This is a genomic window from Haloarcula sp. R1-2, from assembly GCF_011627385.1.
Classification (GTDB): Archaea; Halobacteriota; Halobacteria; order Halobacteriales; family Haloarculaceae; genus Haloarcula; species Haloarcula marismortui.
On the sequence record NZ_JAANTG010000001.1, the window covers coordinates 1,146,553 to 1,165,029 of the forward strand.

Below are 18,477 nucleotides of genomic sequence, written 5' to 3' on the forward strand. Positions count from 1 at the left end.
AGGTGTCGCTGGCGGTTGCGGGACGGACGTGCTCGATAGCAGCTATACTACCGGTAGCACCCCGTTCTGACCGGTATCTTTTCGAGCCGCCGACACGATGGTGGCAGTATGGACAGCCGAGAGTACGCCTTCGAAGGAGCCACGCCAGATATCCACGGATACGCCCACGTCAGCCGCGAGGCGACACTGGTGGGTGATGTCACCATCGGCCCGAACGCGAACGTCTGGCCCGGTGTCGTGTTGCGCGGCGACGTGGCCCCCGTCGAGGTGGGCCGCGAATCGGCGATCGGTGACGGGGCCATCGTCCACGCCTCGACCGTCGGCGAGAAGGTGATGGTCGGCCACGGAGCCGTCCTCAACGACGCCCATGTACGCGACGGGGCGCTCGTTGGGTTCAATTCGACGGTCAGCGACGCCACCATCGGCGAGGGCTCTATCGTCGCGATGGGGACGGTTGTTCCACCAGGCTACGAGGTGCCCGCGGAGTCCTTTGTCCGCGGGAGCCCGGCCACAGTGACGCCGCTGTCCGAGACCACGATCGACCCCAACGAAGTGTTCGAAGCGTTCAGCTCCGGCGATTACGCCAACCTCGCGGCTCGCCACGAGGACCTCTTCGAGTAACGTCACGCCGGACACGACGGGTCACTTATAGTGGAAGAACACACACAGTACCGTGCATGGACGATATCGTCGACCTGGTGACCCGGTCGCTCGCTGACGAGACTGCCGCGGCGTTCACTGAGCGGGTCGACGAACAGGCGATGCAGCTCCGAAGAGCCATCGAGGCCGGGGAGTTCGACAACGAAGCGTTCTCCGTCGGTCTGGAGATTGAGCTGTACGCCATCAACGCCGAGCCGGACCCGCCCGAACCGGACGATGCGGAAGACAGCGAGGAAGCCACCGAGGCGGACCTGAACGACGACCTGAGCGGATCGAGCGAGGCTGCCTGGAGCGGGTCGCTCGACGCGCCGGCGGAGCCCGAAAACGGCGGTGGCGCATCACTGGAGCCAAACGGCGGCGGGGCGTCGCTGGAGCCAGACGAGGGCGATCCGCTGGAACCCGCTGGAGATGAGTCACTGGATCAAGACACCGGCGACGCCGCTGACGAGTCCGACGACGCGTTTGGTCCCGGGGAGGGGCCGTCGCTCGACATCGACCCGGACAGCCCGCTGGCCGACGACGAACCTGAGACACCCGAAAACGAGGCCGAGTCGGCCGTTGAGTCGTCGGTCGAGGAAGAAGACGACGAGCCGTACATGGACCCCGAAGACTGGGAGGGGCGACTGACCCGCCTGCCCGACGTGGTGTTCGAGGGCGAGGCCAACAAGGAACTGGGTCTGCACAACGCCGAAGTCAACACCAAACCGAACAGCTTCGACCAGACCGGAATGGAGGTCCAGACGACGGCAGTAGAGATGCAGACGAAACAGGCCCGCCAGCAGGCGAGCAAGCACAACTGCGAACTCGTCCTTGACGCGATGTGGACCATTCCGCCCGAGGAAGGCAGCAAAGAGTATCTCTCGGCACACGAGATGAACGACGGGGTCGTCCTCGCGGACAACATGCGGCAGGCTCCCAGATACGTGGCACTAGACAACGAAGCGCTGGACCACGCTGGCGGCAGCATCGACTTCGACGTGCCGGGATACAGCGGGTCGTTCCCGACGATTCTGTTCGAGTCGCTGGCCACCTCGATCCAGCCACACCTCCAGATTCCGGACGCCGCGGCGTTCCCCGAGTACTACAACGCCGCGATACGGACGCTCGGGCCACTGCTCGCGCTATCGGTGAACTCGCCGTTCCTCCCCGCCGATATGTACGGTGACACCGACGGCGAGTGGCTCTGTGAGACCACCCATCACGAACTCCGTATCGCGGCCTTCGAACAGTCGGTCAACACCAGTGAGAACCCAAAGGTCCGAGTCCCGCAAGACCTCGACGACACGACGGATGTCGTCGGTCGCGTCGTCGACGACGACCTGTTCGCGCCGTTCCTGCGGGAATTCCTGCACGATGACGACCGGACAGAATTCGAAGACGATTTCTGGGAGTTCGACCACAAGCGTGGGACCTACTGGCGCTGGCTCCGCTGTGTCGTCGGCGGAGCCCCCGTCGACGGGGCAAGCACTGAAAAGTCGCTCCGCATCGAGTATCGCCCGCTCCCGACCCAGCCCCACGCCAAGGACATGATCGGGCTACAGGCGCTGACGGTCGGCCTCATCCGCGGCCTTGTCGTCGCCGACCACCCTGTTGCGGAACTGCCCTGGCAGGAGGCCCGGCGGAGTTTCTACAACGCTGCGGACGATGGTCTAGAGGCCGACCTCTCGTGGGTGACGGCGCAGGGCGAGCGAACGGCCGACCACGACGCCATCTACGACGAGGTTTTTGAGTACGCTCGTCTGGGGTTGGCCGAACAGGACATCTCGGAGGCCCGCATCGACGAGTACCTCAGCCCTATCGAGGCCCGCTACGATGCCGGCATGACCCCAAGCGACTGGAAGATCGCTCGCGTCCGTGAGTATCTTGATGACGGCGACGACCTCTCAACAGCCATCCAGTCAATGCAGCGGGACTACATTGCGGCAAGTCGTGAGCACCATTCCTTCGAGGAGTGGCTGTGAGCGGCCGGCACTTGGTAGAGCGGAGTCCGGGAGTCCCCTGCCGGATGGCGGGTATTTATTCGGATGACGCCGTTATATTCGGGTGATGGTATCCACAGGCGACACAGCGCCGGACATCTCGGCGACAATCGCGAACGGTGAGGTAGAGGACTTCGAACTGAGCGACCACCTGGGCGACGGGCCGGTCGTGCTGGCTTTCTTCCCGGGCGCGTTCACACCGCCGTGCTCCAACGAGATGGTCGCCCTGCAGGAGCACCTCGGTGACTTCCACGACGCCGGCGCGACGGTCCTCGGCCTCAGCGCCGACTCGGCGTTCTCGCTGAACTCCTTCCGTGATGAGCACGGGCTGGAGTTCGACCTGCTCAGCGACATGGGCCGGTCGGCGATTCAGGACTACGGTCTCGAAATTGACATCGAAGACCTCGGGCTGCTTGGCGTCGCAAACCGCGCCGTGTTCGTCGTCGACGACGACGGCGAAGTCGCCTACAGCTGGGTCGCCGATGACCCGACCAACGAGCCGGACTACGACGAACTGCTGGACGCCGCCGAGTCGGCGTAAGCGGTCGTCGGCCGAACCTGATTTTTTATTGTGCGACTTCGCAGCTACGCATCTCGCATCCGCCGGACCCCGGTGCCGGCCGATACTGCAGTGAGGTCGAACACGTCGCCGTCGAGCGACACGCCGTCGTAGGGGTCTGACGCCAGCAAGAGCGCACCATCGAGGTCGACGTAGTCGACAAGCGGTGCGAGGTGGACCGCCGCGGCGATACTGGCGTTGGACTCGACCATACACCCGAGCATCAGGTCGAGGCCGTGGGCGTCGGCGGCGTTGAGCAGTCGGGTTGCGGGCCGGAGGCCGCCGCATTTGACGAGTTTGGCGTTGACAATATCACAGGCGTCAGCGACCCGCGGCACGTCCGACGCAGTCACGCAGGACTCGTCGGCGGCGACGGGGATTTCGGTCGCGTCGGTCACGCGGCGGAGGCCGTCGATATCGTGGGCCTCGACCGGCTGTTCCAGCATCGTGACGCCAGCGTCGGCAAGCCAGTCCGCATTGTCGATAGCCTCCTGTGCAGTCCAGGCGGCGTTGGCGTCGACACGTAGTTCGGCATCGGGGGCCGCGTCCCGGACCGCGTCCAGCCGCGCCCGGTCGTCCCCAGTCCCGAGTTTGACCTTCAGATGGCCGAAGCCGCTGTCGGCCGCCTCCCTTGCTTTCTCGGCCATCCGCTCGGGCGAGGCGATGCCGACCGTGTAGGTGGTCGGCGGAACCGCGTCGGGGTCGAGCCCCCACTGGCGGTACAGCGGCAGGTCCAGTTGCCGAGCGGCGAGGTCGTGGACGGCGATAGAGAGTGCCATCCGAGCGGCTGGCTGGTCCGGCGCTTGCTCGGCGAGGTCCCGCTCAATGCGTTGCTGGGCGTGTGGGTCACCGATGCCGTCGACGGTCTCACAGAGCAACGGCAGCGTTTGAGCCACCGACTGGGCGCTCTCGTCGTAGTAGGCCGACGGCGTGACGGCTCCAATGCCGGTGGTTCCCTCGTGGGTGAGTTCGACTGTGGCGGTCTCGCTGGTCTCACTGGTCTCCCGCGAGATGCCGAATGGGTTCGACAGCGGCAGGTCGTGGCGGTCGACGGTCCAGTTCATAGGATGGCGTCCAGTACCTCGTCGGGGACGCCGTGGCGGACCGGGTCAGTCGCCGGTGCATCCAGAGCGGCGCTGTACCCCGCAACGGCATCCGCGGCCGCATCGTCGTCGAGGTGGCGCGTGTTCAACATGCCCGCGACGACGGACGCATCAGAGATTGGGGCGGCCAGACGCTCGTAGATATCGACGTACTCGGGGAGGGGCGGAATATCGAACGACTCGTAGCCGTGGATGGCCTCCCGGCCAGCCTCGTGACACATGACGAGCGCATCCGGGACCGACCCGTGGAGGATACTCGTCGTCACACCCGAGTAGGCCGGATGGGCCAGCGCGCCCTGTCCTTCGACGACGAGGAGGTCTGCCGCCTGCGCTTCTTCGACCAACCGTTCCACCGCGCCGGCAGCGTAGTCGGCAATGACGCGGTCGATGACGATACCCCGGTCGGAGATGGCGATGCCGGTCTGGCCGGTCGGGACGACAGCGGCGTCAAGGCCACGTTCCCGCGCCGCGTCGCGAATCTCGAACGAGGCAGTCATCTTCCCCGTCGAGCAGTCGGTCCCGACGGTCGTGACGACTGTCGCGTCCACGTCGCCGGCGGTCCCCGCTGCCACGGTCAGGTCTTCGGGCGGCTTGCGCAGGTCGTGCAGTTCGGCGCCGTGTTCCGCGGCGAGGCGGGCGAACTCGTCGTCGTCAGCCAAGAAGTCGTGCAGTCCAGAATACACGTCACAGCCGCGTTCGAGCGCCGTGCGGACATCCTCACGCCAGGACTCGTCGAACTCGCCGCCGATAGGCGAGATGCCGATGACGAGCGCGTCCACCTCGGGTGCGTCGGCCATCGATGCGACGACTGGCGCGTCCTGCACGTCCGGCAGCGAGTCGTGGACGCGCTGGCCGGCCCGCTCGCGGTCGATAAGCGCGCGTACCGTTCGGTCACCGTACCGCAACAGCCCGACGGCCGTTTTGGCTCGGTCGGGGAAGGCGTCGTGTGTTAAGATGGCTACGGCCATGGCCGGACAGAATCACCGCCCCGCGAAAAAGCTACGGAACCGGCACCGAGGGTGCCGGAATGAACAGGGCCCAAACTACGGCACGCGCAACCGAACGGTCCACAGTGACCGGACGGCATCGTCAAGTGCTGCGTCGGGCTCCCCAGTCGCGTCGACCGGTTTCATCGCCGTCGAGAGGTCCTCGAACTCGTGGATAACTGACCCCTCGCCGACGACGTACAGCCGGTCGGGGGACACCTCCTCGATAGCGGCCCGGCAGCGGTCAAGATGGGAGTCGATCTGCTGGTCCCGGAGCCGCTCGAACCGGCTCTGTGAGAAGCCGCCCTTGGAGTGCTGGCTCTTTAGCTCCGAGTCGAACCCGTGGAACGCAGTTTGCTCCCGGCCGTCGTACTCGCCCATGGCGAACAGGTCCGAGCGAACCAGCGCGACGACGTGCTCGCCGGTCGGTTCGAACCACGACCGCTCCAGCTGGACCGTGTCGGCCCACCCGGTGAACGGCGACGACGGCGCGGGGACGGACAGACACGCCGACAGGAGGCCGGCGTCGTCGGTGACTGCGAGACACGGTGCGGCGCTGGCGACCAGCGACGCGCGGTCACCGAAGGCGTCCCGGACTGGACCCGGCAGGGAGCGCTCCGCATCGACGTAGGCGGTAAAGACCCCCTCTGGTTCTGTCTCGACGGATTCCAGCCGGTCGAGGACCTCACTCAGTCGCGCCCGACTGAGCGTTTCCTCGGCTCGGAACGTCGATTCTCCCTCCTCGTCTTGCAGGCGTTCGACTCGGTCCTGAAGTTCGGCGACGCGGTCCTCCAGCCGATTGACCTCGGCCTCGGCCCGCTGGCGCTCGGTCGCTGCGTCGGCGCGGCGCTCCTTCTCGGCGTCGAGCTGTCGTTCGAGGTGGTGGTTTGCCTCCTCAAGTTCGGCTACTCGCTCCTTCAGCGACGCCCGTCCCAGCAACCGGTCAAGCATCGACTGGATGGCAGACGGGGACGGGCTTAAAAGTGACTTCCCGAACCGTCGCTGCATCGGAACGCTCCCGCTCAGTTCGGCGGTCCGTCGTCATCTCTCAGCGAGGAGATGATGAGCCGCTTGATGCCACGTCGAAGGAGACCGCTGGCCGCAGGCTGAGAGATGTCTAGGTCGGCGGCAACGTCGCTGAGAGTCGCGTTCCGTGGTTCTTCGAAATATCCCGTTTCGAGTGCGACGAGAAGCGCTTCCCGCTGGCTGTCGGTCAACCCTGCATCCGTGTTGCCCAGACTGGCGTATTCGTTCACGCGCAGCAGGTCGATGTCGATGTCGTTCTCTTGAGCATAGTCCCAGAGATGAGCGAGAGCCGTTCGCTCTGGCATCCATATCGTCAGTATCCATGCGCTCCCGTCGTTTTCCATGTCGAGGATAACCCCATTCGCGGATGAGATTACGGGAGAGAGAATCTTCGCCTCGTCAGTGTACTCAAAGCTGTAGATGGCCTCGTTGTCTCTGGTTTCGATGACGCGCTCGAATTCGCCGATAGTGCTGTCGTTCTGTAACCCGGCCTCGAACTGCTGGAAATCAGGCGATTCGATATAGTAAAAGAACCTGCCCGACGTCGGGTCCGTACCCGCCTCTGACACGGACCTGACGTTCGAATCTGGGGCGTGGGTCACGGTCTCTGTAAGCACGATGTCAGGGTGCTCGACCCGGACGACCGCCTTGATATCGGTCATTAGTTGTAGGGTAGTGGTGTGAGTGTGGCAAAACGTGCAATTACAGTGTTCGTTCGAGATGTCTGTGGCGGCTTTGTCTCAAATTCTCGTTACTGGGTGAAGGAGGTCGTGCGGTGGCTTAACTGAGTCGGTTGGTCGTGAGTTCTGAGTACGGAGTCAATGCGGATTTTATTTCCCGTCTGTGCAGGTCGGCTTGAGAGAGGGACTCGCCCGCTGGGCAAGGGGTTCCCGTGCAGTGATGTCGCCGGCTCAGACGCGATGATTGAATAGCATGGCCCAGAGCCGCTCGGACCAACTGGCTTCGGACGACGGGGTGACCCCGGCGGGGAGGTAGAATTTGGATTCTGTAGCGCTGTCCCAGTTGTCGGTGTGACTTCGCTGTGACATACAGGGAACTAGAAGCCCCTGAACCGCATTGGTCTGTAGCTTAAGCGTATAACCTACTTATCACGCGTTTCAAGCATTTCGCCCACTCGGTGGACGGAGAAAAGACAGTAAAACGGAGTTGTGCCCCCTCAGACAGCGGTGTCGGGCAGTGTCGGCGTCCCCTCGGAGATAGAGAGCAGTTGTGCGGCGTGGTCCGCTTTCGCCAGAAACACTTCTTCGAGGCTGGGCGGGTTCCGGACGTTGGCGTCTTCGAGCATCGGTTCGGGAACGACGAGTGTGTCCGCCGGGACCTGTTCGTCCCCGTGGACGGCGAAATGCTGGGAACCGAGTTTCATTACCAGCGGATAGTCTGTGCGCTCAACCCCGTCTCCGGAGGCGTACAACTGTTCGTTCACTCGTTCGTGCTGCTCGCGACACATCGCGGCCGCCGCGTCGTCTCTCGGTTCGACGTAGAGGCGGCCGAGGTAGTATCCCCGCGAAAACTGTTCGAACATCGGTGCAAGTGTATGTGTGACACTCACACACATAAGTGTTCGCCGGCAACCTTTTGTCGTCGTGCAAACAGCGCGGATTCGGGGGGCCGGTGACCCGATGCCGACTCCCGTCCGACAGGGCTTTGCCACGGCCGGCCCCGAGTCGACCTATGAGCGAGCAGCGGGGGCCGTTGCCACGTCGGTACGCGCGGTACTATCTGGAACAGACGCCGAGTCTCGTGTGGCTGCTGGTTGTCAACGCTGTCGCGATGCTCGTTGGCGTCCGGTTCTACGTCGAAACAATGCCCGAGGTGTCGACGTTTCTCTGGCCGCTGTACGCCGATTCGCCGGCCGCGCTGTTCCTGATGACGCTGTCGGTAGCGACCCTCCTGCCATTCCTCGGCAAGTCGCTCGACGAGGTTCCGCTGACGGTGCCGCTCGCGTACCTCCACACGATTGCGCTGGTCTGGCTGGTCAAGATGGGGCTGTGGACTGTCGTGGCGTTAAACATCGGCTTCGACGCCTACTTCCCGGCTCCGTGGGCGTATTTCGGCATCATCATTACCCACCTCGGCTTCGTCGCCGAGGGACTGTTAGTCCCACACTACGCCCGAACGACGAAGGGCGCGCTCGTGACTGCGCTGGTGCTGGCACTCGCTAACGACGTCCTCGATTACGGCTTCGGCTACCATCCGCCGTTGCGATACGACCCAGGGGTGGTGTTGCCGCTCGCGACCGTCGCACTCTCGGTGCTATCGGTGGGAATCGCCTGGCGGCTGCTGCCGATGCAAGTGCCGAGTAAAAAGACAACTTAAACACTCTTGGACTATCTGAGGCGGTCTCAGGCGTCGATGAACGACGCGAACGAAGGCGTTTCTTTTTGATGAGGGAGGACAGAGGCAGGGATAGGAATGAGCCCACGCCAGGCCACGCTCCTCACCGTGCTGGTCATCGTCGGGACTGTCGCTGTCGGCCTCCCGGCCGTGACAGCACAGGAGACCGCGACGGAGACAGTGGCCACGCAGAACAACTCTGCCAGCGGGATGGGAGTGCAACTCACTGCGTTCTTGCAGTCGAACTCCGCCGCCGCGAACGACACAGTGGAAAACGGGATGTGGCGGTCGGCATACAACCAGTCCAACGGAACCGAACGAGCCGAACTGGTCACGGACCGAACCGGCTCACTTGAGCGCCGACTCGAACGACTGCAGGAGCGCAACGCCTCGCTCGAACAGCGATACGAAAACGGAAATATCAGTGAGCAAGCCTACGTGGCGCAGCGAAGCCGGCTCACGACAGAAATCGCGGGCCTGCAGACCGCCATCAACGACACTGACACGGCCGCCGAACAGACCGGTGTGAACGAGACCGCACTGGAGCGCCTGAAACAGAACGCCAGCAAGCTCTCCGGCCAGCAGGTCTCGTCGATTGCTCGCGGCATCGCCGGACCGCCAGAGACCGCCGGCCCGGATGATCAGGGGCCACCGGACGTCGCCGGTGTCAACCGAACTGACCAAGGACCACCGGACGACGTTGGGAGCAACCAGAGCGACCGGGGCCCACCAGCCAACGTGTCTGAGGAGGGTGTCAACGAAAGCGAACAGGGACCGCCTGCAGATGCCCCCGGACAGCAAGGGAACGAGAGTGACCGAGGGCCACCGGACGACGGGCCTGACGACGGCGAAAACGAAACCGACGAGTCCGACGACACAGCTCAGAGTGGGGGAAACGGAGCTGAGCAGGGTAACGACAGGGGCAACAGCGATGGGAGTGGTGATGAGAACGACAGCGGCGACGATACCGCAGGAGACGACAGCGGTTCAGATGAAGCCGACAGTGGTGGGGAGGATGATTCAGCCGGTACATCGGACTCGGACGACAGTTCTGACAGTGGCAGTGCCGATGGCTCTGACGGAAGTTCTGACAGTGGTAACTCCGATGGCTCTGACGACAGTTCTGACAGTGGTAACTCCGATGGCTCTGACGACAGTTCTGACAGTGGTAACTCCGATGGCTCTGACGGAAATTCTGGCAGTGACGGTGCTGACGACACCTCTGATAGTAACGGTGCTGATGATTCTGACAGCGCTTCTGACGGTGGCAACGACAACGCAAATGGCGGCGGAAATGATGGTGGGCAGGGGAACGACGGCGGACAGAGCGGTAATGGCGGAAGCGGTCAGGGGAGCGGCAACAGCGGCTCACAGGGCGCGTCGTGGATAGACCAGCTATCGTAGGCAGGTGACGCTAGCAAACCGCCCGACGAGAGTCACCCTTTTGAACCGTGACCCGCTACCTACGTGTCGATGGACTCCGCCGAGTTACTCAATCTCCTTGGAAACGCCAACCGCCGGCGGATTCTCAAACTCCTCGCACACAAGCCCTGCTACGTCACCGAAATCAGCGAATACATCGGCGTTAGCCCGAAAGCCGTCATCGACCACCTCCAGAAGCTCGAAGACGCCGGGCTCATCGACTCCCGGACAGACGACCAGCGCCGGAAGTACTTCTCTATCGCCCGGAACCTCCGTCTGGAGGTCCGTGTCTCTCCCTATGAGTTCGGCACCAAGAGCGCCTATCCGGCAAATCCCGAGTTCGAGATGCCCTCCTGCCGTCACCTCTCGATAGATGTAGGCGAGGAAGCTGGCGGGAATTTTCACGACCTGGCACGCGAACTGGAGCATCTCCAGCAGCTAGAGAACGAACTGTCGCTGGCCCAGCGGTGGGTGCAGGCCCGTCTGACGGACGTGCGGGACCGCATCGACTCCGGCTTCGAGAACGGCGACGGACGACTGTACGCAGAACTGGTCAGCGGGCTCGCAAACGGTATCGACACGGTGCCGGCGCTGGCCAGAGAGATCGAAGCGCCGCCGGAGATCGTCGAGGAAGCACTCACTCGGCTCGCGGACGATAACGTGGTCGAGCGGACCGACGACGGCTGGGAAATCGTTTAGACGAGACGACAGCACTTCAGAAAGCGGACCGTCTCAGTCCGCTTTCGACCCGTACGAACTCGGGACCTCGACGGACAACTGTTCTGAGAGCAGGTACGTCACGGACCCGACAGCGGCCAGTCCGATCGGGAGCGCGATGTACGCCGGGACGCCGTAGCCGGCCATCAGGAACAGTCCCGTTGCGACGATGCCGGCCAGCACCGCGTAGGGAATCTGGGTGTTCACGTGGTCGACGTGGTCGCTCGCGGCGAACATACTCGACATCACCGTGGTGTCCGAGATCGGCGAACAGTGGTCACCGAACAGCGCGCCGGTCAGAATCGCCGCGATAGCCGGTGCCAGCGGCGCACCGAGCGCGTGTCCGAGCGGGATTGCGACCGGGAACAGGATACCCATCGTCCCCCAGGACGTGCCGATGCTGAAGCTGATAATCACCGCGCTGACGAAAATGACGGCGGGCAACATCCCAGCCGTGATAATTCCCTCGCTGATGGCGATGACGTATGGACCGACACCGAGTGCCTGGCTCACGGCACCGATAGACCACGCGAGCGAGAGCACCGCGACGGGGAACATCACCATCTTGAAGCCCTCGAAGATAGCGTCGCTCACTTCGTCAACTGCGATTCGTGCGTGCCCGACGAGAATGGTCAAAATGACCAGACAGGCCGAGAACGAGGCCCAGACGATGGCATCCGCAGTGGCTGCGTTCGACAGCGCGTCGGTAAGGCCCCGGCCAGCGAATCCACCGCCGGAGTAGTACAGCGAGAACCCGGTTACCCCCACGAGTGCGATGATTGGCGCGGCGAAGTACCACCACCGCGGCTCAACGTGGTCGGGCGTCACGATATCGTCTTCCTGTGTTTCCATCAGCGGGTCAGCGTTGTCGCCGAGGACCTTCCCCTCTTCTCTGGCTCTGCGTTCGGCCTCCGCCATCGGGCCGAAGTCGAGGTCGGCGATGACAACAATGAATACCATTGCAAGTGCGAGCAGGCTGTAGAACCGATAGGGAATCGATTCGAGGAACAGCAGGAACGCGCTTCGGTCCACCCCAATTGTGGTCAGTTGCTCGGCGATGAGGCCGACCTCGAATCCGAGCCACGTCGAGACAACTGATATCGATGCGGTCGGGGCAGTGGTTGAGTCAAGGATGTACGCCAACTTCTCGCGACTGATGTCGAACTTATCGGTGATCGGCCGCATGACCGACCCGGTAATCATTGTCGAGGCGTACGAGTCGACGAAGATCGTCATCCCCAGTAGCGACGTGCCAAGCGCCGCCTGCCGACGGGTTCGAATGCGCTTGACCATCTGTGACGCCAGCGCATTCATCCCGCCGGAGAGGAAGATCATCCCCAGCATTGCCCCGATAAGGAACGTGAACAAGAGCAGTTTGACATTAAACGGCTCAGTCACGTTATCCACGACAAACTGGAGGCTTCGAGCGGCTCCGGCGGCCGGGTTCCAGCCGACGAGAACCGTCGCACCGATCCAGATACCTGCAAACAGCGAGAGCAGTACTTGGCGAGTGAACAACGTCAGTACAATGGCGAGCATCGCCGGAAACAGGCTGATAAGCCCGTACGTTTCTGGTGCCATGCGTTCTATTCCGGGATTTACATACGAGGGTTATAAGCGTTATCAACTCAAGACACTGTGATAGAAACGCCGGAAAGTGAATCAGATGGTCAGATATAGGCCGATATTCTGGAGACATAGGTTTATTTTACCACCATATGACAAGACCAGTACAGTCGATATTACGTGACAGGAAGTCCGTTCACGGCGATACTGCTATCGGGCGCTTTTGTAGGCAGGCTACCGCGAAAAACATCGACATCGTTTGGCCGGGCGACCGATATGCGGCATCGGACGGGAGGACCATCGAATACAGTGCAGTAAGCCAGAAAGGCGGTCGCGGCACTGACCCGAATCTGCCGTCGAGAGAGCTACAGGTCTTTCGTGAGTCCGCTGCGAAGGTCTCGGCCGAAGTAGTGCCCGACAAGCGCGAGCACGAGACCGACACCGCCGGCGATAGCGAATAGTCTGGTCCCGCTCAATCCTGCGGCGAGCTGGGGGAGGAGAGACAGAACAGCCGTCGCACCGCCACTGACACCACCCGCCAGCCCCAGTTCGGCGTATCGGCGCTCGCTGGCGAGCAGTCCGTAGACGAATCCGCCAAGCAGGATGCCGACCAGTTCAGTGAACGGGACGAGCGGTATCAGCCCGCCGAGCACCATGCCGCCGCCGACCGCGCCGAAGGCGAACAGCAGCGCCCGCAGTGAAAAGTAGCTGCCGCTGTCTGTCGTGGACGTTTCGGTGACAGACGACTCCGCGCCGCGCGATTCCCCGACAGCAACGTCCGTCTCGACCGACTCGGTCGTGCCGACATCGACGCCGAGGTCACTGCCCGATTTCGCGTCCGCGTCGCGGGTCCGCTCCTCGGTTCGTTCGGCCATACAGAGTGTGGGACCGCGAGTAGTATGGTCCTTGTGGGGTCTGCCGGCAGTCAGGGATACGATGGTGTGGCGCTCAGATGCCGAGCCACTCGTCGTTGCGAACCGAGTAGCCGTTCGACCGGCAGAACTCCGCCGCTTCACGGCGAACGTCGCGGGACCCGGGAAGCTTCTCGTTCTCGTGAATGTGCTCAATAATCCAGTCGGCGATGGCCCGAATGCCCTCGTCGTCGTCATCCGCGTCGATAGCCTGTAGCTCCCGGAACGTCCGCTCGTAGCCATCACGCTGTGAGGCCCCGAACGACGCGCTCTGGTGTTCGTCGGCGGCCGCCACGACGCGTTTCATCGCCTCGGCTACCGTCGGTCGCTGGACTCTGGCCCGGACCTCGGCTGGCGAGTCGAAAGACTCGACCTCTGTATCGGGCAGGAGGTCCGCGACAGTGTACGTCTCGTCGGCCGACTCGATCTCGTGGTCGCCGACCGTAGCGACCACTTCAGCCGCAGTCGCCGGGAATTCGAGCGTTTCGAGTTCTGTCTCGAAGTACGCGAGTTCCGTCGGGTCAACCGGCGGCTCAGGTTCGTCCGCGCGCTTGAGTTCCTCGGCGATAGCACGCTCCCGCTGGCGACGCTCCTCATTCTGGGCCTGGGCTTCGCGGCCGTTCTTGTTGTCTGCCATACCTGTTAGAAGAATGTCGAGTGAGATAACATTGTGGTCCGGTACCGCTTGAAAGCCAGCGTAACAAATGGCGATGCCTCGGAGTGCAACCGCGGTGGACACCGAAGCCGCCGCCCAGTCGGCAGGTCCAGCACATGGTCGAGCGCGCTCGCCGAAACGAGTGGGTTCAAGTCCCACCGGCGGAAAGTGCCGCCCATGAACGCAGGCGACCGGGTCCGCGTCGAACGCGCGGCCCAGACATACGAGGGCGTGTTGCTCCCATCGAGTACGCCCGACCACCTCGTCGTCAAACTCGACGGCGGGTACAACGTTGGCATCGACCGCGAAGATACGTCTATCGACGTGCTGGAGTCGGATGTGTACGATGTCGAGAGCGCACAGGACGAACAGAGCCAGTCGGCAATCGAATTTGACGATGACCTCCCGACGGTCTCTCTTATTTCCACTGGTGGAACCATCGCCTCGACAGTCGATTACCGGACCGGGGCAGTGACGGCCCAGTTTGACGCCGAGGACGTGCTGCGGGCGGTCCCGGATCTGGCGGGGATGGCGAACTACCGCGGCCGCGTTGTCGCCAACATCCTCTCGGAGAACATGACCCCGGCAGTCTGGCAGGACCTTGCGCAGGCAGTCCACGAGGAAATCGAGAACGGGGCGGACGGAATCGTCGTCATGCACGGCACCGACACGATGCAGTACTCCGCGTCGGCGCTGTCGTTCATGCTCGACACGCCGGTTCCGATCGTGTTCACGGGCAGCCAGCGGTCGGCGGACCGGCCGTCCTCTGATAACGTGATGAACGCCGTCTCCGCCGTCGAGGCTGCGACGAGCGACTGTGCGGAAGTGCTGGTCTGTATGCACGCCGATGAGTCCGACGACCGCTGTGCGCTCCACCGGGGCACTCGCGTCCGGAAGAACCACACCTCGCGCCGGGACGCCTTCGAGACCGTCGGCGCGAAGCCACTCGGCGAGGTCGACTACGACATCGACGGCGAGAGCACTGTCACGTTCCACCGCGAGTACACCGAACGGGACGCCGTCGACCTAGCACTGCATGACAACATCGAGACGGACGTGGAACTCCTGAAGTTCTCGCCGGGGATGGACCCGTCACTGCTTGAAGCCGCCGCCGAAGGCAGCGAAGGCATTGTCATCGAAGGGACGGGGCTCGGTCACGTCAACACCGACTGGATCGGGACCATCGAGGAACTGGACATCCCGCTTGTCATGACCAGCCAGTGCCTCGAAGGCCGGGTCTGTGACCGCGTCTACGACACCGGTCGGGACCTGCTCGACGCCGGCGTCATCGAGGGCGAGGATATGCTCCCCGGCACAGCGAAGGTCAAGCTCATGTGGGCGCTGGCAAACAGCGACGACGTAGCCGATACGATGCAGGAGCCCCTTGCTGGCGAGATTCAGCAGCGCTCGACGCCCTGGTTGTAGCACTGGAACTGGCGCAGTGGCTCGGTCACGGTGCAAACACTGACCTCGCCATCGGAGCGCCTCTTTTTTATTGTCGCGGGCGAGTCTCCCGGTATGTCGCCGACTGTTCGGACGGCTCGTCACGACGACTACGACGATATTGTGGACCTGACCAGCGATGTCTGGGCCGACCGTGCGATGGCTGATTACATCCCCGACGTGTTCCGTGACTGGGTCGACGATGACGGCCCCAACCGGAAAACCCTCGTCGTCGATGTTGACGGCCACGCCGTCGGCCTCGCGCAGGCCGTCATACTCACCGAGACTGAGGCATGGTTCCAGGGCATGCGTGTCGACTCGGATCACCGGGGGAAGGGGTTCGGGTCGCTGCTGACCGAGCACCTCATCGAATGGGCGGCCGATGCCGGCGCGTCAGTCGGTCGAAGCATGGTGTTTTCCTGGAACGAGGCTGGGCTCGGCCAGTCGCTAGCTGCTGGCTTCGAAGCGGTCACGTCGTTCCGCTGGGCGCACCCCGATCCGGCGGACGGGACGCCCGAAATGACTGTCCGGAACGACCCCACGACAGCGTGGCGCTACTGGCAGGAGAGCGATGGCCGAGGTGTCCTGTCCGGGCTTGCGCTCGACAGTGGGGAGAGCTGGGCGCTCTCGACGCTGACGCGGGAAACACTCGACCGGCTGGCGGCCGACCAGACTGTCCTCACTGTCGGCGATGTCGAGCCACAGGGAATGGCCTGCCGCGTCCGGACAACCGAAGCTGACGGCGAACAGCTTGCGGAGTACGCGGTCGGGGTGTGGCGTGACGTCGACGCTGCACAGGCGTTATTCACCGCGATAGCTGCCGATGCAGCTACGCTCGGTGTCGACGGGACCCGGGTCCTCATCCCCGAGACACCGCGCCACGTCGCCCAGGCCGCGTATGCTGGCGGGAACATCGACGGCCGCCCGGACTTCGTGTTCGAGATAGACGGCCTCGGAGCGTTATCATAACCGATAACGCGGTCACAACACTCATAGAAATACTCCCCATATCATGGGTAGATGAATTTGTTCGGGAGCCCTCCAGCGTTTCTTGCGTATGTCGCGGCGTACGCTCTCGCGGCGGTCGGTTGTGGTATCGGGCTCTACAGAGCGACTCGCATGGAAGACCCCGATACCCGCCGAGGGATGGTCGGGCTCCTCGTCTGTAGCGGTGGCTGGGCGGCGCTGGAGCTCGGCTTCCTGATCACGCCCGGGACGCTGGGGTACGCGTTCTACCTCGGCAGCCTCATCGTCGGGCTTGCGACGGTCGGCGCGTGGCTGTACTTCTGTTCGGCGTACACCGGTCGGGCCTTCCACCGGAACAGGTCGTACCGCGGGGTCGCTGTGGGCGCGTACCTCGGTATCGTCATCGTAAAGCTGACCAATCCGTTTCATGGGCTCTACTTCGCCACGCAGTTCGTCGCCGACCCGTTCCCGCATCTGGCGGTCACACACGGCGTGTTTCACTGGGTGGTGACGGGGCTCTCCTACGCGCTCGTCACCGTCGGCTTCTTCATGCTGTTCGAACTGTTCCTCGAAGCGGACTACGACACCCGCCCACTGGGCGTTCTCGTCGGCGTCACGGCGCTCCCAGCGGTGCTTGACGTCATCGGGTACACCAGCGATATACTGCTCGATATCAACCACGAACCGCTTGGCGTCGCACTGTTCGCGTTCGGTGTCCTCTACGTGTACGACGAAGCGTTTCTCGCCGTACAGTTGACCGACGGCGTCGATGATGCTGTGGTGTATCTCGACGATGACGGCCACATCAAGGAGTCAAACGGCAAGGCACAGCGGCTCTTCCCAGCACTATCCGGGAGCCGCGGACAGAATCTTGAGACGGTGTTGCCGGCCGTCACGGAGATACTGCAGACGGACGAGCAGATTCTCGAACGAAACCGAGGTGGCGGAGCGGAGTATTACCTCGTCAGCGACACCTCATTTTCACTGGGCCAGGTCGATATCGGTCGGATGCTCGTGTTTACCGACGTGACCGAGAGCGAGCGGCGTCGGCGCGAACTTGACCGGCAGAACGAGCAATTGGAAGGGTTCGCCACTGCAATCAGACACGAACTGCTGAACACGCTCCAGATAGTCACCGGCCGCGTCTCCGCCGCCGGCGACGCCCTGAACCGCGGGGACGTCGACTTGGCGAAGGAATCCCTCCAGTCAACGTCTGAGACAGCCGACCGGATGTCCGAAATCGTCGACGGACTCGCGACGCTGGCTCGACATGGGCAGACGATCGACGAAACAATGCCTGTCGACCTCCAGCCAGTCGTCGAAGGAGCCTGGGACCGTGCCGACACTGACGGGCTCACCATGGCGGCCGACGTGGAGGGACAGGTCATCGCCGACCCGACACGCTTGCGGGACCTCTTCGAGAGCGGGTTCACGTTCGCGGCACACAACGACGCGTCGATGGTCACCGTTTCGCGGGAGGCCGACGAGATCGTCATCACCGACGACGGGACCCCGGCGGGCGAGACAGCGTCGGAGGCCTTTTTCGAGTACGGCGGCGCGATACCGGACGCCGCGGCCGGGATGACGCTCCCGAACTTGCGGATGCTTGCACGGACCCACGGCTGGGACGTGACACTCGATACTGAATATCAGGACGGCGTTCGCGTCGTCATCTCGAACGTGACAGTGGCGCGACCGGTGGAAAGCTGACCCGGCCAACGATCCGTCTCAACCGCCGCTGACCGGCGGGAACAGCGCCAGTTCCGTTTCCTCATCGACTGCCGTCGCCAGCCCTTCGCCGGCGGCGAACGGGTCTTCACCGTCGACGAGCACCCGGATGTGGTCGGCCAACTCTTCGTTCTCGTCGAGCACCTCCTCAGCGAGCGCCGGTCGCGTCGCAAGCAGCGCGTCAAGCGCCGTTTCGACCGTGGCGTCCCCCTCAATATCGACGCTGACCGACTGGCCGTCAGCCGCGTCCCGGAGGTGTGCGAACAGTTTCCACTCCATAGCCGTATTCCGAGCGTCCGGCAAAAGAGGGTTCCGGACCACGGTGTGTCCGGTCCGGCCCGTTCGGGCAGGCAGGAGAGGGACAGTCTGTGACGGGGTGTCCGGTAGTACCGATACTCGCC

At 63.3% G+C, this 18,477-nt stretch carries 18 protein-coding genes; 9 read left to right on the plus strand and 9 right to left on the minus strand.

Annotated features, from left to right (window positions below; translation table 11 throughout):
- Window positions 1-108: 108 nt before the first annotated feature.
- The 3 genes from G9C82_RS05815 (at window position 109) to G9C82_RS05825 (ending at window position 3,180) form a co-directional block, all read left to right on the plus strand.
- Complete coding sequence (locus G9C82_RS05815) at window positions 109-621, plus strand: gamma carbonic anhydrase family protein (RefSeq protein WP_004963719.1); 513 nt, start codon at window positions 109-111, stop codon at window positions 619-621.
- Window positions 622-677: 56 nt separating this feature from the next.
- Window positions 678-2,621: a hypothetical protein gene (locus G9C82_RS05820; RefSeq protein ID WP_127013592.1), complete on the plus strand. Its 1,944-nt coding sequence runs from the start codon at window positions 678-680 to the stop codon at window positions 2,619-2,621.
- Between the two features lie 85 nt (window positions 2,622-2,706).
- Window positions 2,707-3,180, plus strand: coding sequence for a peroxiredoxin (locus G9C82_RS05825; protein WP_004963728.1), 474 nt, complete (start codon window positions 2,707-2,709; stop codon window positions 3,178-3,180).
- Window positions 3,181-3,224: 44 nt separating this feature from the next.
- Here the strand turns inward: G9C82_RS05825 and G9C82_RS05830 are convergent, their stop codons facing one another.
- The 5 genes from G9C82_RS05830 to G9C82_RS05850 all read right to left on the minus strand — a co-directional run bounded on the left by G9C82_RS05830 (window position 3,225) and on the right by G9C82_RS05850 (window position 7,856).
- Window positions 3,225-4,262, minus strand: a complete 1,038-nt coding sequence (locus G9C82_RS05830; RefSeq protein ID WP_127013593.1) for a dipeptide epimerase — start codon at window positions 4,260-4,262, stop codon at window positions 3,225-3,227.
- The gene (locus G9C82_RS05835; RefSeq protein WP_007189032.1) at window positions 4,259-5,269 is read right to left on the minus strand and encodes a DUF1611 domain-containing protein; all 1,011 of its coding nucleotides are present in this window, start codon (window positions 5,267-5,269) and stop codon (window positions 4,259-4,261) included. The genes G9C82_RS05830 and G9C82_RS05835 overlap by 4 nt, the downstream gene beginning before the upstream one ends.
- 75 nt (window positions 5,270-5,344) lie before the next feature.
- Complete coding sequence (locus tag G9C82_RS05840; RefSeq protein ID WP_127013835.1) at window positions 5,345-6,238, minus strand: Vms1/Ankzf1 family peptidyl-tRNA hydrolase; 894 nt, start codon at window positions 6,236-6,238, stop codon at window positions 5,345-5,347.
- A 71-nt stretch (window positions 6,239-6,309) separates the two neighbouring features.
- Window positions 6,310-6,975, minus strand: a complete 666-nt coding sequence (locus G9C82_RS05845; RefSeq protein ID WP_127013594.1) for a helix-turn-helix domain-containing protein — start codon at window positions 6,973-6,975, stop codon at window positions 6,310-6,312.
- Window positions 6,976-7,490: 515 nt separating this feature from the next.
- Window positions 7,491-7,856, minus strand: coding sequence for a DUF5802 family protein (locus G9C82_RS05850; protein WP_004963742.1), 366 nt, complete (start codon window positions 7,854-7,856; stop codon window positions 7,491-7,493).
- Between the two features lie 149 nt (window positions 7,857-8,005).
- On the opposite strand from G9C82_RS05850, the gene G9C82_RS05855 reads away from it, so the two are divergent.
- The 3 genes from G9C82_RS05855 to G9C82_RS05865 all read left to right on the plus strand — a co-directional run bounded on the left by G9C82_RS05855 (window position 8,006) and on the right by G9C82_RS05865 (window position 10,789).
- Complete coding sequence (locus tag G9C82_RS05855) at window positions 8,006-8,650, plus strand: DUF1405 domain-containing protein (protein WP_127013595.1); 645 nt, start codon at window positions 8,006-8,008, stop codon at window positions 8,648-8,650.
- A gap of 96 nt (window positions 8,651-8,746) precedes the next feature.
- Window positions 8,747-10,072, plus strand: coding sequence for a hypothetical protein (locus G9C82_RS05860; protein WP_127013596.1), 1,326 nt, complete (start codon window positions 8,747-8,749; stop codon window positions 10,070-10,072).
- A 69-nt stretch (window positions 10,073-10,141) separates the two neighbouring features.
- Window positions 10,142-10,789, plus strand: a complete 648-nt coding sequence (locus tag G9C82_RS05865) for an ArsR family transcriptional regulator (RefSeq protein WP_004963752.1) — start codon at window positions 10,142-10,144, stop codon at window positions 10,787-10,789.
- A gap of 33 nt (window positions 10,790-10,822) precedes the next feature.
- Here the strand turns inward: G9C82_RS05865 and G9C82_RS05870 are convergent, their stop codons facing one another.
- The 3 genes from G9C82_RS05870 to G9C82_RS05880 form a co-directional block, all read right to left on the minus strand.
- A complete protein-coding gene (locus G9C82_RS05870; protein WP_004963755.1) occupies window positions 10,823-12,388 on the minus strand; it encodes a Na+/H+ antiporter NhaC family protein in 1,566 nt (521 codons plus the stop codon).
- 350 nt (window positions 12,389-12,738) lie between these two features.
- Window positions 12,739-13,248 carry a hypothetical protein gene (locus tag G9C82_RS05875; protein WP_004963758.1) on the minus strand — a complete coding sequence of 170 codons (510 nt, stop codon included), beginning with the start codon at window positions 13,246-13,248 and terminating at the stop codon, window positions 12,739-12,741.
- Between the two features lie 73 nt (window positions 13,249-13,321).
- Window positions 13,322-13,921, minus strand: coding sequence for a hypothetical protein (locus tag G9C82_RS05880; protein WP_011224806.1), 600 nt, complete (start codon window positions 13,919-13,921; stop codon window positions 13,322-13,324).
- 195 nt (window positions 13,922-14,116) lie between these two features.
- Between G9C82_RS05880 and gatD the strand changes: the two genes are divergently transcribed.
- The 3 genes from gatD (at window position 14,117) to G9C82_RS05895 (ending at window position 18,058) form a co-directional block, all read left to right on the plus strand.
- Complete coding sequence (gene gatD, locus G9C82_RS05885) at window positions 14,117-15,364, plus strand: Glu-tRNA(Gln) amidotransferase subunit GatD (RefSeq protein WP_127013597.1); 1,248 nt, start codon at window positions 14,117-14,119, stop codon at window positions 15,362-15,364.
- Between the two features lie 93 nt (window positions 15,365-15,457).
- Window positions 15,458-16,351 (plus strand): GNAT family N-acetyltransferase, encoded by an 894-nt coding sequence (locus G9C82_RS05890; RefSeq protein ID WP_127013598.1) that lies wholly within the window; start codon window positions 15,458-15,460, stop codon window positions 16,349-16,351.
- 51 nt (window positions 16,352-16,402) lie between these two features.
- Window positions 16,403-18,058, plus strand: coding sequence for a histidine kinase N-terminal 7TM domain-containing protein (locus G9C82_RS05895; protein WP_127013599.1), 1,656 nt, complete (start codon window positions 16,403-16,405; stop codon window positions 18,056-18,058).
- An 18-nt stretch (window positions 18,059-18,076) separates the two neighbouring features.
- Here the strand turns inward: G9C82_RS05895 and G9C82_RS05900 are convergent, their stop codons facing one another.
- On the minus strand, window positions 18,077-18,355 hold the full coding sequence (locus tag G9C82_RS05900) for a ubiquitin-like small modifier protein 1 (RefSeq protein WP_004963775.1): 279 nt from the start codon (window positions 18,353-18,355) through the stop codon (window positions 18,077-18,079).
- Window positions 18,356-18,477 lie beyond the last annotated feature (122 nt).

Coding starts and splice junctions, on each gene's coding strand:
- G9C82_RS05815 (WP_004963719.1), top strand. CDS start 109: ATGGACAGCCGAGAGTACGCCTTCGAAGGAGCCACGCCAGATATCCAC.
- G9C82_RS05820 (WP_127013592.1), top strand. CDS start 678: ATGGACGATATCGTCGACCTGGTGACCCGGTCGCTCGCTGACGAGACT.
- G9C82_RS05825 (WP_004963728.1), top strand. CDS start 2,707: ATGGTATCCACAGGCGACACAGCGCCGGACATCTCGGCGACAATCGCG.
- G9C82_RS05830 (WP_127013593.1), bottom strand. CDS start 4,262: ATGAACTGGACCGTCGACCGCCACGACCTGCCGCTGTCGAACCCATTC.
- G9C82_RS05835 (WP_007189032.1), bottom strand. CDS start 5,269: ATGGCCGTAGCCATCTTAACACACGACGCCTTCCCCGACCGAGCCAAA.
- G9C82_RS05840 (WP_127013835.1), bottom strand. CDS start 6,238: ATGCTTGACCGGTTGCTGGGACGGGCGTCGCTGAAGGAGCGAGTAGCC.
- G9C82_RS05845 (WP_127013594.1), bottom strand. CDS start 6,975: ATGACCGATATCAAGGCGGTCGTCCGGGTCGAGCACCCTGACATCGTG.
- G9C82_RS05850 (WP_004963742.1), bottom strand. CDS start 7,856: ATGTTCGAACAGTTTTCGCGGGGATACTACCTCGGCCGCCTCTACGTC.
- G9C82_RS05855 (WP_127013595.1), top strand. CDS start 8,006: ATGAGCGAGCAGCGGGGGCCGTTGCCACGTCGGTACGCGCGGTACTAT.
- G9C82_RS05860 (WP_127013596.1), top strand. CDS start 8,747: ATGAGCCCACGCCAGGCCACGCTCCTCACCGTGCTGGTCATCGTCGGG.
- G9C82_RS05865 (WP_004963752.1), top strand. CDS start 10,142: ATGGACTCCGCCGAGTTACTCAATCTCCTTGGAAACGCCAACCGCCGG.
- G9C82_RS05870 (WP_004963755.1), bottom strand. CDS start 12,388: ATGGCACCAGAAACGTACGGGCTTATCAGCCTGTTTCCGGCGATGCTC.
- G9C82_RS05875 (WP_004963758.1), bottom strand. CDS start 13,248: ATGGCCGAACGAACCGAGGAGCGGACCCGCGACGCGGACGCGAAATCG.
- G9C82_RS05880 (WP_011224806.1), bottom strand. CDS start 13,921: ATGGCAGACAACAAGAACGGCCGCGAAGCCCAGGCCCAGAATGAGGAG.
- gatD (WP_127013597.1), top strand. CDS start 14,117: ATGAACGCAGGCGACCGGGTCCGCGTCGAACGCGCGGCCCAGACATAC.
- G9C82_RS05890 (WP_127013598.1), top strand. CDS start 15,458: ATGTCGCCGACTGTTCGGACGGCTCGTCACGACGACTACGACGATATT.
- G9C82_RS05895 (WP_127013599.1), top strand. CDS start 16,403: ATGAATTTGTTCGGGAGCCCTCCAGCGTTTCTTGCGTATGTCGCGGCG.
- G9C82_RS05900 (WP_004963775.1), bottom strand. CDS start 18,355: ATGGAGTGGAAACTGTTCGCACACCTCCGGGACGCGGCTGACGGCCAG.